Source organism: Methylobacterium sp. E-016 (genome assembly GCF_022829745.1).
Classification (GTDB): domain Bacteria; phylum Pseudomonadota; class Alphaproteobacteria; order Rhizobiales; family Beijerinckiaceae; genus Methylobacterium.
This window is the reverse complement of record NZ_JAKSYF010000167.1, coordinates 25,761-38,584: the sequence shown is the minus strand read 5'-3', so window position 1 is coordinate 38,584 and position 12,824 is coordinate 25,761. Positions and strand designations below refer to the sequence as shown.

General features: G+C 62.2%; 11 protein-coding genes. 4 read left to right on the top strand and 7 right to left on the bottom strand.

The genetic code is table 11. The annotated features are described in order from the left end of the window. Positions 1 to 203: 203 nt before the first annotated feature. Together MKK68_RS24965 and MKK68_RS24960 are read right to left on the bottom strand one after the other, a co-directional pair. The gene (locus MKK68_RS24965; RefSeq protein WP_244033252.1) at positions 204 to 341 is read right to left on the bottom strand and encodes a hypothetical protein; all 138 of its coding nucleotides are present in this window, start codon (positions 339 to 341) and stop codon (positions 204 to 206) included. An 86-nt stretch (positions 342 to 427) separates the two neighbouring features. Further along, entirely contained in the window at positions 428 to 637 is a 210-nt protein-coding gene (locus MKK68_RS24960) for a hypothetical protein (protein ID WP_244033251.1), read from the bottom strand. Between the two features lie 35 nt (positions 638 to 672). Between MKK68_RS24960 and MKK68_RS24955 the strand changes: the two genes are divergently transcribed. The 3 genes from MKK68_RS24955 (at position 673) to MKK68_RS24945 (ending at position 4,901) form a co-directional block, all read left to right on the top strand. Then, entirely contained in the window at positions 673 to 1,368 is a 696-nt protein-coding gene (locus tag MKK68_RS24955) for a thermonuclease family protein (protein ID WP_244033250.1), read from the top strand. Positions 1,369 to 1,404: 36 nt separating this feature from the next. Continuing rightward, complete coding sequence (locus tag MKK68_RS24950; protein ID WP_244033249.1) at positions 1,405 to 3,633, top strand: ATP-dependent RecD-like DNA helicase; 2,229 nt, start codon at positions 1,405 to 1,407, stop codon at positions 3,631 to 3,633. Positions 3,634 to 3,944: 311 nt separating this feature from the next. Then, the gene (locus MKK68_RS24945) at positions 3,945 to 4,901 is read left to right on the top strand and encodes a ferritin-like domain-containing protein (protein WP_244033248.1); all 957 of its coding nucleotides are present in this window, start codon (positions 3,945 to 3,947) and stop codon (positions 4,899 to 4,901) included. Between the two features lie 1,240 nt (positions 4,902 to 6,141). Here the strand turns inward: MKK68_RS24945 and MKK68_RS29975 are convergent. After that, positions 6,142 to 6,327, bottom strand: coding sequence for a hypothetical protein (locus MKK68_RS29975; RefSeq protein WP_409567321.1), 186 nt, complete (start codon positions 6,325 to 6,327; stop codon positions 6,142 to 6,144). Between the two features lie 55 nt (positions 6,328 to 6,382). Here MKK68_RS29975 and MKK68_RS29970 point away from each other — a divergent pair, with 55 nt between their 5' ends. Continuing rightward, positions 6,383 to 6,553, top strand: coding sequence for a hypothetical protein (locus MKK68_RS29970; RefSeq protein WP_409567320.1), 171 nt, complete (start codon positions 6,383 to 6,385; stop codon positions 6,551 to 6,553). A 517-nt stretch (positions 6,554 to 7,070) separates the two neighbouring features. Here MKK68_RS29970 and MKK68_RS24935 read toward each other — a convergent pair. Genes MKK68_RS24935 through MKK68_RS24920 form a run of 4 tightly spaced genes read right to left on the bottom strand, consistent with a single transcriptional unit; the run spans position 7,071 to position 12,707 of the window. Next, positions 7,071 to 7,946 (bottom strand): hypothetical protein, encoded by an 876-nt coding sequence (locus MKK68_RS24935; protein WP_244033247.1) that lies wholly within the window; start codon positions 7,944 to 7,946, stop codon positions 7,071 to 7,073. After that, on the bottom strand, positions 7,943 to 10,120 hold the full coding sequence (locus MKK68_RS24930; RefSeq protein WP_244033246.1) for a glycosyltransferase: 2,178 nt from the start codon (positions 10,118 to 10,120) through the stop codon (positions 7,943 to 7,945). Before MKK68_RS24930 ends, MKK68_RS24935 begins: the two co-directional genes overlap by 4 nt. Next, positions 10,117 to 11,991 carry a glycosyltransferase gene (locus MKK68_RS24925; protein WP_244033245.1) on the bottom strand — a complete coding sequence of 625 codons (1,875 nt, stop codon included), beginning with the start codon at positions 11,989 to 11,991 and terminating at the stop codon, positions 10,117 to 10,119. Before MKK68_RS24925 ends, MKK68_RS24930 begins: the two co-directional genes overlap by 4 nt. Further along, complete coding sequence (locus MKK68_RS24920; protein WP_244033244.1) at positions 11,988 to 12,707, bottom strand: hypothetical protein; 720 nt, start codon at positions 12,705 to 12,707, stop codon at positions 11,988 to 11,990. Before MKK68_RS24920 ends, MKK68_RS24925 begins: the two co-directional genes overlap by 4 nt. Between the last annotated feature and the right edge of the window lie 117 nt (positions 12,708 to 12,824).

Sequence of the window (12,824 nt, the reverse complement as noted above, 5' to 3'; positions counted from 1 at the left end):
GCTTCGAGGCATTTCGAGCAGGCACGTCCGCTATTGCGAGCGCCCTGGGACCGGCCAGGAAGCACTGACGGTATCGTCCGAGCGTACAGTTTCTAGGGCTTCAGCCGTGAGATCGTGCTGTGGCTGACGTTGTAGCTCCGGCCGACCTCGGCGTAGTGGATGCCGGCGGAGCTAAGTTGAGGGAGGAACGAGGCTGAGGGGCCTCACCCTTCGGGCGGTGGATCTCGGGAGGCGGCCAGATCGCGCAGGACCGCCACAAGCACCAGCACGGCGATCGCGCCGCACAGCGCCGCCATCCAGAGGTGGCCGGCGGTGAAAGCGCCTTCGTGGCAGGACTTCATGCCGGCCGCGCTCCCGACGTCAGCACTGTCGGGCGAGCGGATGGAGCTTCACCTACAGCTTGAGGACGGCAGGTGTGCTCAGCTACTCAGACAACGGCTGCCAGCAATTGCGTTCGGTAACGCGCCCCGAGCCTTTGCGATCTGCCTGCCGACCGCACTTCCGTCTTATCGAGGATGACGTCGAGCGAACCGTTGGGTCGCTGCTGCACCTGCGCAGTGACCGGTTCGCCGTTGTCGATGACGTTAACCATTGGCAGCGAGGCTTTGGTGCTCGCAGCTGCCTGGGCGACCGCCACTCGACAGGTGGCCGGCAACGCGTAGGGTCATTCGCATGCGTCACGCCCTGCTCACCGCCATCGTCATGTTGCAGGGTGGGGGCGCATTCGCTTCCGAACCGATCGTCGACCGCGCCAGCGTCACCGATGGCGACACGGTGGTGATCCATGGCACCCGCATTCGCCTCTTCGGCATCGACGCGCCAGAGAGCGCCCAGGTGTGCGAGGATGCCGCCGGCAAGGAGTACCGCTGCGGCCAGGTCGCGGCTCTCGCGCTGTCCGATCGGATCGGTGAGGCGCCGATCTCATGTGAGCCTCGAGACACCGACCGCTATGGTCGCACCGTTGCCATCTGCAGGAAGGGCTCTGAGGACCTGAACCTCTGGATGGTGGCGCAGGGCCACGCCGTCGCGTTCCGGCGCTACTCGACCGACTATGTGGGACAGGAAGCGCAAGCACGTGCGGCCAAGCGCGGGATCTGGGCTGGCACGTTCGAAGACCCAGCGGACTGGCGTAGGACACGTCGAGGTGGAGCAGCGGCGCGAGCGGCCGATGAGCCGACGCCGGCCGGCTCGAACGCGTCGATGACCTGCACGATCAAGGGCAACATCTCAGCGAAGGGTGACCGGATCTACCACCTGCCAGGGACGAGCGCCTACACGCGCACCGTGATCGACGAGAAGGCCGGCGAGCGCATGTTCTGCACCGAGGACGAGGCGAAAGCAGCCGGGTGGCGTGCACCGCGCGGATGAGATGGATCCAGAGGAGGCGGCGTTCAGACGCCAACCATGAACCAGAGTCCGACGCCCACCCAATTTGATCGGGGTGCGCCCATCGAGACGCTCGCCGGCACGATCGAGCGCGTCACCTTCCACAACGCCGAGACCGGCTTCTGCGTGCTCAAGGTCCAGGCGCGGGGAAAGCGTGACCTCGTACCGGTGATTGGTCATGCACCTGCCATTGCCGCCGGCGAGTGGATCACCGCGACCGGGATCTGGTTCACCGACCGGCAGCACGGGCTCCAGTTCAAAGCCGATACGCTCAAGGCCACGCCACCGACCGGGGTGGAGGGCATCAAGCGCTACCTCGCGTCTGGCTACATGCGCGGCATCGGACCGGCCATGGCCAAGCGCATCGTGGCGCTGTTCGGAGAAGCCACCTTCGAGGTCATCGAAGCCGATCCCGAGCGCCTGAAAGAGGTCTCAGGCATCGGTCCAACGCGGGCGGCTCGCATCGTCTCAGGCTGGGCCGAGCAGAAGGCGGTGCGCGAGATCATGATCTTCCTGCACGCGCACGGCGTCGGTACGGCGCGGGCGGTGCGAATCTTCAAGACCTACGGCTACGAGTCGATCGCCGTGATGACCGAGGATCCCTACCGCCTCGCGCGTGACATCCGCGGCATCGGCTTCCGGACAGCGGACGCGATCGCGATGCGTCTCGGGCTGACCAAGGAGGCGCCGCAGCGGCTGCGGGCCGGCGTGTCGTTCGCTTTGCAGACGGCCATGGACGAGGGGCATTGCGGTCTGCCGATCGAGCGGCTGATCGTGCTGGCTCAGAAACTCCTCGAGGTCGACGTCGTCCTCGTCCGCACCGCGGTTGCCGACGAGCTCGCGCGTGGCGAGGAGGTCATCGCCGACACGGTCGACAATGAGCCCTGCATCTTCTTGAAAGGCCTACATGCGGCTGAACGAGCGATCGCAGAGCGGCTCGTCACCCGGGCTCGTGGTTCACCACCCTGGCCCAGCATCGACCTCGACAAGGCTCGGCCCTGGGTCGAGGCGAAGACCGGCAAGATGCTGTCGCCCTCCCAGGCCGAAGCCATCCGCCTGATGCTGGCTTCGAAGCTCTGCGTCATCACCGGCGGTCCCGGCGTCGGCAAGACCAGCACCCTCGACTCGCTGCTGCGCATCCTCACGGCCAAGGGCGTGAAGGTACTGCTTTCCGCACCCACAGGGCGTGCCGCCAAGCGGATGACCGAGCAGACCCGGCTCGAGGCCAAGACCATCCACCGCCTGCTGGAGATCGACCCGAAGCGCGGCGGCTTCTCGCGCAACGAGGAGAACCCGCTCGACTGCGACCTGCTCGTGCTCGACGAGTGCTCGATGATCGACGTGCCGTTGATGAACGCCTTGCTGAAGGCGGTGCCTGAGCGCGCCGGGCTTCTGCTCGTCGGCGACGTCGATCAGCTCCCCTCAGTCGGCCCAGGCCAAATGCTGGCCGACGTCATCGCCTCGGGCCGTGTGCCGGTAGCGCGACTGACTGAGGTGTTCCGCCAGGCAGCCGAGAGCCGGATCATCGTGAACGCGCACCGCATCAACCAGGGCCAGATGCCGGAGCGACCGCAGCCGGGCGAGAAGGCCGACTTCTACCTGATCGAGATCGACGATCCTGACGTCGGTGTCGCCAAGCTGATCGAGGTCGTGACCAAGCGCATCCCGCGCTCGTTCGGTCTTGATCCGATCCGCGACGTCCAAGTCCTGACGCCGATGCTGCGGGGCTCGCTCGGCTCGCGCAACCTCAACCACGAGCTCCAACGCGTATTAAATCCGAACCCTGCCCAGCAGATTGAGCGCTTTGGCTGGCGCTTCGCCCCTGGCGATCGGGTGATGGAGACCCAGAACGACTACGACCGCGATGTCTTCAACGGCGATCTCGGCATGGTGGCGCGCATCGACGAGGAGGAAGGTGCGGTCATTGTCACCTTCGATGGGCGTGAAGTCGTCTACCCCTACGGCGAGCTCGACACATTGGTGCCGGCCTTCGCCACGACGATCCACAAGAGCCAGGGCTCAGAATATCCCGCGGTGGCGATCCCGATCGTGACCCAGCACTTCAACATGCTGGCCAGAAACCTCCTCTACACCGGCGTCACCCGCGGCAAGCAGCTCGTTGTGCTCATCGGCCAGCGCAAGGCGATTGGCATGGCGGTTCGCGGCGGAAGTGCGAAACGACGTTGGACGAAGCTACGGGAATGGTTGGCCGGCCCATATCAGGCACCATCGCTCCGCGATCCATGAGCAACTTCTATGATCTCGGCGTACCGCAGCGGCCGCTGAAGCTGCAGGCTGACTGATTATACTCTGACCATAAGCGGCTGATTCATACATCAATCTTGTTTAACGACAATTTTGCCTTTGTCAGCGTTCCTGTTTACATCCAACGCAGCTGATCCGCCATTAGTCCTGAGTTCAATTAATAATGTGTTAATTTAGGTACATGGAAGCAAAAGCTTCACTCTTTTACTAAAAGAATTATCATAGGTTAAGGACATCTAGCCCCTCACCGTAGTCTCCCGTTCGGGGAACTGTTAACAGGGTGGAAGCGGACCATGAGCGAGAATGTTCAGCCCGGATCACAGACCGGAGCCAAAGAAGTTGTCCTGAACAAAGCAGATCTGGGGACCTTCCGAAGAGCCTTCATTCAGGCACTCGGCCTCGGCACCGTAGGAGCGGCCATACTCGGAGCTGCTGGTCCAGATGCTGCTATGGCGCAAGGTGCGCCTGCAGACATCACCGATATCGACATTGTTCAATTCGCGCTCAATTTCGAGTACTTGGGTGCTGAGTATTATCTGCGCGCTGTCAATGGAATAGGCCTCAAGGCTGGAGATATCGACGGCGTTGGGGGCGTAGGAACGGTCAACGGCGGCAAACAGGTACCGTTCGCGGATCCTTTCATCCGCAAATTTGCTTTCGAACTGGGGGCCGATGAAGAAGCCCATGTTCGGACACTTCGCGCCGCGCTACCGGTTGCGAACCGAATTGGCCGGCCGCAACTCGATCTCGATTTCGCATTCACCTTCGCCGCTCGCTCGGCCGGGCTCGTCGGACCGAACGACCGTTTCGACATTTATGCCAGCGATGACACGTTCCTCCTTGGGGCCTTCCTGCTGGAGGACGTTTGCGTCACGGCCCTAATCGGCGGTGCGCCATTCATTAAGGACAAAGGCGTTCTTATGACGGCCGCCGGCTTCCTCGGTACCGAGGGATACCAGGCGGGCGCTATCCGTACCCTCCTCTACTCCCGTGGTCTCATCACTCAAGCAAATGCGATTTCGAACGCGCGCGATGCCCTCGACGGCAACACCGATCTTGATCAAGGCATCAGTGGCGATCAGTCGGCGACACCAGGCTTCTCTCAGAACGATGCCAATCTTGTTCCAGCCGATCGCAACAGTCTCGCTTTCGGACGAACGTTTGGTCAAGTACTGAATATCGCCTATTTAAACACCACGCAAAGCCCAGGCGGCTTCTTCCCGCAAGGTCTTCGCGGTCGACTGCGTTAATTTCCACCATCACCTTTAACGACAAAGCAAAAATAGCGAGCTAGGAGTTCAATAAACCATAAATGCGGCCACGCGATTGAATATTGCGTGGCCGTTTATCACGTTGTTTTGCGCAGTTCGCCTGACGGCTTTAACCTGGTGTTCCGTTGTGATACGGACATATCCATGCGCATGCTGTATTTGAGGCAAGGAAGACTGTCACTCGCAGGCTCGCTGATTGCTGGCCTCTGTTATGTTGGACGGTTTCCCTGCACCTACGACGATAGCACTGGTCGTATCCGGGCGAGCGCTGGCGAGCTCGTGCAGGATCTCGAACTAAAGAGGCCTGCGAACTCGGGTTCGTCGCGGATGCATCGACCAAGGGTTCGTAACTTCTGGCTCGGTGGACCAGTCGGACGGACGCTCCGCTTGGACATCCAATCTGAGGAGAGACTCAAGACGCCCCGACTAGGGCGTCAAGCGTCGGGAACTTGGCAATAGGTTCGATGCATATCAGAGAATGGCCTCATCTTCTGATCCAACTCTCCCGTCGTTGGTCGTCAAGCGTTGACGCTTAGGGAACATTCATTTGTGCTTGACGACAACCAATGGAAAATTGAAAGTCAGCTTAAACGATGTCAGTCTCGTTAGCAGGCAGCAGACTGATATAGATCAAAGTGTCCGCAGTAAAGTTGCGGCTCTCGCCGAAGACTTTTTGCGCATGGCCGAGCAAAAGCATGAAACTTAGGTCATAAATTTAACGCTTGATATATAAATTATTGCTTCGATGCCGAGTGTAGAGGAAAAACTTAGATATCATCCTTGCATCGTATTCGCTGAGCTGGAATGGTAGTGCTGAACAGATGTATCTTGGTCCTTATCATCCTGTTGTATGATCGTAGGGTGTAATGGTTTAGTCTTCGCATCGAAGTGGGGGACGCAGCTCAGGGCAAGGTCCTTCACGGCAGCGCCAACAATGACGGAAACGGTCCGTCGAGCGATCCAATATAGCCAAGCGGGCCTGAGGGCACACTCGAAACGCTACCGAATCAATCCGAAGATGCTTGCCAAGTGGAGGCAGCGGTCCTCAGTTGCCGACCAGCGCATGGGACCGAAGTTTCCGCTTTAGACGGTGATGTCACCAGAGGACGAGGCGGTCGTTGTCGCCTTTCGCCGTCACACGCACCTGCTGCTCGATGACTGCCTCTACGCGCTCCAGGCGACGATCCCGCAGCTGACCCGCTCGTCGCTGCATTGTTGCCTATAGCACCACAGCAGCAGTCGATCGCCGGAGGTCGAGGGCGGCAAGCCCAAGCGGTTGCGCTTCATGGCCAACACGCTCGGCTACTTCCAAATAGATTTGGTTGAAGTCCGCACGGCCGAAGGACGGCTCTACCTGCTCGTGACCATCGCCCGCACAACCAGGGTCGCCTTCGTCGAACTTCATAAGAAGGCCACGCGGCGGGTCGCAGGCGACCTTCCTTCACCATCTCATCGAGGCCGTGCCCTACAAGGTGCGCATGGTGCTCACCGCCAATGGCACCCAGTTTACCACGCCCGGCAACGTTGCTTCGGCCGCTTCCAACATCAAAGAGGCGGTTGAAGCTGGCGAGACATTCCGAACTCACAGCTTTGAGCCTGCTTGTCCCACAACAATATCGATGATCGCTTAGACGAACCTCGTCATTTCAGGGTCAAAGGACAGGTCTGGCAGATTAACCGCACGATCAAGTACGAGACGGTCAAGCGTTACAACAACGATAGCTAAGTGCCGCTCTGCGCTCACCCGGCCGGCTTTGTCAGCATTTACAACTTCGGTACGCCGCCTAAAGACTTTGAACGGCCGTACGCTCTTTGAGGCCAACTGCAAGGCATAGTTCACCGAGCCCAGCCGCCCGCGCCGATCCACCTGCTGTTGGACACCGCCCGTGCGAGTCTGTCGAGCCTCCGCCAGTTCCTCGACCACATGCGTCCTCACGCTAAGAGCAGGGCTTGGCAGTAAGGGCGGCCTGCATCGTAGGAAAGGGGGAAATACGTCCGCATAGCAGCGGCGCTCTTCGATCGGCCACTGCGTGCATTGGGCCGGCATCCGAGCTATGCCGCCAACAGCGTTCGGCAGGTGCGAGCATTGTATGCCCCGCGCTTGTGCGCACCGTAAAGCGTTCTCAGACAGGCGAAGCCTACGCCGGTTCAAATCTTGATCGTGCCGTTCGGAAGTGTCACCACGACTCGCGGCTTGATCGGTCGGATGTCCCAAAGGTTAGCTTCGGCGTAGCGAATGATCCGCGTCCCATCGTTTGCGATGGGATAAAGATAGCAATGATCGAGCGCCAGCACCAAGCTCGGTACGCTGGCGCCACGCGAAGGATCGGCATTCAAAGTGAACTGCATAATATCCTGAAAGCCAGTCGGAGTCCGTGCCATCATGTCAATGAATTGATCAACCACTCCGAAATCCAAACCGAGCGAAAGTCTCAGCCGCTTGATCGGTTCCGCTGCCGGATGGTCGGGCGCCGTTCGAAGCAGCGTAAGCTTGGAGTGCGCTTGCCCGCTTTTTGGCATCTCCCAATGATGGGCTGTCGGAATTCCGAACAGCGGGGGGATCGTCCGCGGCAAGCGTTTCGAATGATCGGCGATGCGAAGTTCGGGCCGGCCGTTTTCACGATAGTGTAGTAGCGGGTTGACCTTGCTGCCCACCACGTCTGGATAGCGTCCAAGATAGCAGAACGTGCTAAAATGCGGATGCGGATCAAGACCTTTCGCAGCACCGACCTTGAGGTAGTGCCGCAAGGGATTTTGCCAGGCTCTCGTCTGAAGCCGATAGAATGCAGTGTCGAAGTCCGCGTTCGGGTCGTAACCCCGGCGCCCACCAATCAGGCTGTAATGCAGGTAGGGATCGAGGGCGGAGGCTGCCGCATCAGGATGGCTGCGCAGGTAATAAGCGGTGTCGAACAACTTCGGCACCCGGCCTAAAATGATGCGGCGCAAAACGCCGGTGAGCCTTCGGCCGAGGCGCGGTGCGGCAGTGTGGATCATGAAGCAATCGGTCGTGCGCGGCTCGGTCATGCGAAAGTTGAGGCCTCGCAAATCCGGCGCAGATGTTCGCGGTAGGCCTCCGGCGCACATTCCGAGCGGATGCGTGCTAGTCCCGCGGACTGTACGCGTCGCCAGAGGTCGGCGTTCTCGTGGAGGCGCACGAGCCCCTCAGCGAAAGCTTCCGGATCTAGCCAGTCGCAACTCTCGAAGCCGACGCCTTCCTCCCAGCCGATCTGCGCGGCCAGGATCGGCGTGATGAAACACGGAAGTCCGTGCCGTACCGCGTCGTGTACCTTGTGCGGGATGCCGGCGGCAAAGCGTGTCGGAGCGAGGCAGACGCGGGCTGCATCGAAGAACGGTCCCGCCTCGGGCACCCGGCCCATCACCATGACACCAGGCCTCGTGTAGCGGGCGCAAATCGCGGGCGCGATAGTGCCGACGATCCGCAGCGTCGTGTCGGGCATTCGCGCTAGCAGGCGAGGCCAAACAGCGTCGAAAAACCAATCTAGCGAATCGACGTTTGGCTGCCCGTCCTGCTCCAACGCGCCAATGAACAGGAACCCAGTCCGATCGGCGAAGCGTGGGCCCGAGGTCTCCGGCAACGCCATGGCGTGACCTAGGACCGTTGCATTGACGCGGGCGTAGCTCGCCAACAGCCGCGACTCCGCCTCCGAAACGCACACAACCTGATCAGCATTCGCGTAATATCGCGTCTCGGAAATGGCAGCATTCGCAAGATCGGCCGCGGTACCCAAACCCTGCTCCATCACGGCTCCGACGAAGGAGCGGGACGCGAACAGGGCTTCGGAATCGAAGACGACTCGGGATTTGACGAAGGCGCGCGGGCTCGATCCAACATCAAAAAGAAGTTGCATCACGAGGGCGATGTTGTGCGGTCGGCTGACCCAGAGAACATCGAAATAGCCCGGTCGCTCGCCGATCAACCGCGCGAGGCCATCGCGGCCGTCCGAGGCGAGGATCTCTACCCGCTGATCGATGTCGCGGCAGCGCTGAGCCTGCTCGGCATCTGCCCGGTAGATCGGATAGAGCGTCACCCCGTAGCCGAGTTTGGCCATCGTATTAAGGATGTGGTTTGCGCGCGGATAGCCGGCGCCCATATCGAGATGCGGCACGGTGTCGTCGATGAACAGGACGCGTAACACCCACGGGTCGTGGTCGCGGGCGGCAAGCCCTGATTGCGACGGGCCCTGGTGGAAGAGCCAGTTGCGGTGCCGCTCCAGAAACAGTGCACGGTTGCGATCGAGGAGCATCTCCACATCGGCGCGCTTGGCGCTGGTGGCGTTCTCAAAATGCACCGCCATGGCACGGGCCTGGTAGATCACGCGCCGCCCGGCCTGATGGCATCGCACGCAGAGGTCAGTATCCTCGAAATAGGCCGGTGCGTAGGCGTCGTCAAAGCCACAGAGCGTCTGGAACAGCGCCTGCTCGATCATCAACACGGCGCCGGAGACGTATCCGACATCGCGGGTGAAGCCGGCTTCCGGTGCGAACGGGTCGGGTACCCCACGAAGATAGGGGTAGGTGATCTGCGCATCCTCTTGGAAGTTAGCGCCCGCCTCCTGCAGGATGCCGCCGGGGAACACGAGGCGCGCCCCGACAATCCCAACATGGTCGAGATTGGTGAAAGTCTGTGCCATAGCCCGAATTGCGCCGGGCATTAGGTCGACGTCAGGGTTGAGAAACAGGATGAGACGGCCGCGTGCGCGTGCCGCGCCGTCGTTGCAGGCCGGCCCGAACCCGGCATTCGCCGCGTTTCGGATGAGCGTCGCTCCGTCGATCCGGTCGAACAGGGCACTGGTCTCGGGCATCGACGCGTTGTCGACGACGATCACCTCGAACGGCACGCCTGCAAGCCCCTGCTGCGCAGCGAGGCGCCACAGGGTGAGCGCGAGGATATGGCGGGCGTTCAACGAAACAATAACGATCGAAATGAGCGGTGCTTCTTCCGGCCGAAAAGCGATCCGCACGTCGTTGAGAAAAAGGGCGTCCCAGATCAGGCGCGCTTCGGCGATCACCACCCGGCGCCCGACGTCGGCATCGACGGCGTCGAAAGACTCAACCAGGATGGTTTCGCTCTTGGCTGCGTCACCCTTGGACACGTCGCTTTCGGTGCCACTTTCCTCGACGCCGCCACCCTTGCCGGCGGTGCTCTCGAGCAGATCGGTCTTGGGCATGTCGCTCATGGCTGGATTGTCCCGCCCGCATGCGCGGATGCGATCGCGATCCGGCCGATCAGGTCGTCTGTGAGGAACAGCACCGTCCCGTTCGAGGCGATTGGAGCCAGTCCGATGCCCGACACGCTGACGACCGCAGGAACCGGTGTCAGCTCCCGGCGCAGCGCCTCGAAGGCGAAGCCGGGCGACAAGCTGAGCGGTGCGATCCCGTCGAGCGTAAGCTCATGCGCGCGGCCCCCATCGGGCTCGATTAAGAACACGGCAACTGCACGAACACCGGTGAGAAGGTGGCTCGGCAGGACAAGCGCCAGGGCAAACCCGTTCGCGCTTGCGCCGACGCACCGCGCCGCGGTCGCCCAATCGGGCTGGACGTCGCGGAACGCACGGGCGGCAGCCTCACGGATCTCCCGAGGCAAGCGTTTCTCGCGGACCCATTCCGGCGACATCGCCACGGCGACAAGACCGAGCGATGCCGTCGTCTCCCGTGCCGGCGTGGAACCGGCAAACCAGCGGCGGCGCTCCGGTGCGTACCTGATCGCTTGTGCCGCCGTCTCGCCTAGGCGCTCGGTCGCCAATAGCCGGCCAAACGCCGGATGGTCCTGAAGCGCGGAATTCGCCGAGCGGACACCGATCGGCCAGGACTGCTCCATCGATTCGACGATTGCGGCGGGCGGTGCGACGGTAACGGGTCGCCTGTGACTTGCGGCGTGGATCACGTCAGCGAGTTCGGCCTCGGCCTGCAACGAGATCGCGTTGAAGCGCGCAAACAGTGTAGCGCAAGCCTGCGTCAACGCTGAGAGACCGGCGGGATCCGAACGCAGCGCCAGGATCGCCGCTTTAACCTCGGCGACGTCCGCGCAACGATGCGCCAACTCCTCGGCGCCGAACCCCTCGAAGCCTATCGCGGTGCCGACCACCGGCACGCCGTAGGACAGGGCCTCGGCGACTTTCATCTTCAGGCCGCTGCCCATCAGCATCGGCGCCACGATCACGTCGGTCTCGGCGTAGAACCTTTCGAGATCGTCGACGTAGCCGAGCAGCATCACCCCCGGCAGGTCAAGACCGCCCAGCGCATGGCAAATCTCGCCGGCGATCCGCAATTCCGGCTTGTCCGGTGTCCAGCCCGCGGCCCATGCGTGGGCGAACTTGCTGATTGAGAACAGGTTGGGATCGTTGCCATGCCCGACGAAGCCGATCCGTGCGATCACGCGCGGCGCTGAGAACGGTGCGCGGACCGGAAATACCGGCGGCAGCAGCAGCACCCGCCGGTCGGTCAACCCGGCGAAGTAAGCCGCCTCCTCCGATTGGATCGCCAGTACCACATCGGCGCGGTCGAGCGCAGCCGCCTCGCTCTTGCGGTCGGTGTAGTAGAAGTTTGGTTCAGCCCGAAACGGACGGTACTGCAGCTGCCGGTCGGCGAAGCGGTCATGCGTGTCGATGAGCTTGAGCATGTCCTGCGCGTAATTGAGGCAGCGCGACAGGAACATGTAGTTGACGAGGATCGCCACAGTGTCGGGGTGTTCCGCCGCATACCACGCCACGAACCGGTCGAGCGCTGCCGAGCCCCATTCGTCGATCCCGAAAATTTGGGAGCGCGTTTTCAGCGGGATCGTCTCGTTCGCTTCAATCAGGAATGTACGCTGGAAGCTCGCTCGCATCGCCGCGAGATCGGTTGGCGGATGCTGGCCGAAGCGGCGGTAGACCTGATCCTCGTGGGCGAAGTAGGCGAAGTCGACGGCAAAGCCCGCGCGTTGAAGCGCCGAACAGGTGAGCGCCAGCCGTTTGCGGTTGCCGGCGCTGGCTGGCACGGCTGGCATCGGCGCAACTACGAGGACCGTGGCGATCGGTGTCAGAGTGGACGACGGGGTCTCGGCGCTCATCTGGCAGCTGCGCTCAGTCGCGCCGCGGTGAAGCCGCCATTCGCGATCAAGAAGACACGTCGGGGTCGCCCAACCTCTGGTCCCCAAAGCGGATCAAGGTCAAGATCCATCCGCGACGCCGGCGAGAACGTCATGCGCGCCGTCGCGACGCGGGCGCAGCGGAGTCCGGACCCGGAATCGAACAAGACGTAGTTCGGCACCTCCGTGCCCGAGACGCTGCAGGCTCGCGGATCGTCGGCGAGCGTGACCTCTGGCCCGTCCTTCGGCACCGGAACGTCGCGAATAGCCGGCGCCAGCAGGGTAATCGGGTCGGCCAGGGCAGTGGCGTTCCGAGGCGTCATCGACGAGAGCACGGCTCGGGCCATCACGGCGGCGTCGCCGGGTGACAGCGTCCCCGCCAGCTCGGCCGGGCCGGTCGCAAGGATGATGGGATTGAAATGCGTGGCGACGACGAGCCGTGTCCCGCGTGCAAGTGCCGTCCCCGCAGCGTCGCCTCGTTTGCGCAGCAGCAGCAAGCCAGTTGGCCGCTTCTCCCGCGCCGTCATGCCAGCGAACGCCCAGGTCTCGAGTGTGACGTCGCCGGGCGCGACCACCGCGAGGGGAATCGGTATTGAGGTAGGCAAGCGAAAGCTGCAGAGAACCCAATCGGATCCGAAGCGGAAGATGCGGGCGTCGCACCGGGTGGACGCGCCTTCACGGTCGAACGACGCGGTCATCCGTTGCCTTCATGAAACGATCGCATCGCTACAATTCACGGTTCGAACGCATGACGCTCGCGGCGCTATGTCCGTCCCCCGAGGGTGAGCGTGGTACGGGAGCGCCGGTGCATGCGC

What these genes read in the sequence shown, in the direction of transcription:
- MKK68_RS24950 (WP_244033249.1), top strand. Translation starts at nt 1,405, where the DNA reads ATGAACCAGAGTCCGACGCCCACCCAATTTGATCGGGGTGCGCCCATC.
- MKK68_RS24965 (WP_244033252.1), bottom strand. Translation starts at nt 341, where the DNA reads ATGAAGTCCTGCCACGAAGGCGCTTTCACCGCCGGCCACCTCTGGATG.
- MKK68_RS24925 (WP_244033245.1), bottom strand. Translation starts at nt 11,991, where the DNA reads ATGAGCGCCGAGACCCCGTCGTCCACTCTGACACCGATCGCCACGGTC.
- MKK68_RS24930 (WP_244033246.1), bottom strand. Translation starts at nt 10,120, where the DNA reads ATGAGCGACATGCCCAAGACCGATCTGCTCGAGAGCACCGCCGGCAAG.
- MKK68_RS24935 (WP_244033247.1), bottom strand. Translation starts at nt 7,946, where the DNA reads ATGACCGAGCCGCGCACGACCGATTGCTTCATGATCCACACTGCCGCA.
- MKK68_RS24920 (WP_244033244.1), bottom strand. Translation starts at nt 12,707, where the DNA reads ATGACCGCGTCGTTCGACCGTGAAGGCGCGTCCACCCGGTGCGACGCC.
- MKK68_RS24945 (WP_244033248.1), top strand. Translation starts at nt 3,945, where the DNA reads ATGAGCGAGAATGTTCAGCCCGGATCACAGACCGGAGCCAAAGAAGTT.
- MKK68_RS29975 (WP_409567321.1), bottom strand. Translation starts at nt 6,327, where the DNA reads ATGAAGTTCGACGAAGGCGACCCTGGTTGTGCGGGCGATGGTCACGAG.
- MKK68_RS24955 (WP_244033250.1), top strand. Translation starts at nt 673, where the DNA reads ATGCGTCACGCCCTGCTCACCGCCATCGTCATGTTGCAGGGTGGGGGC.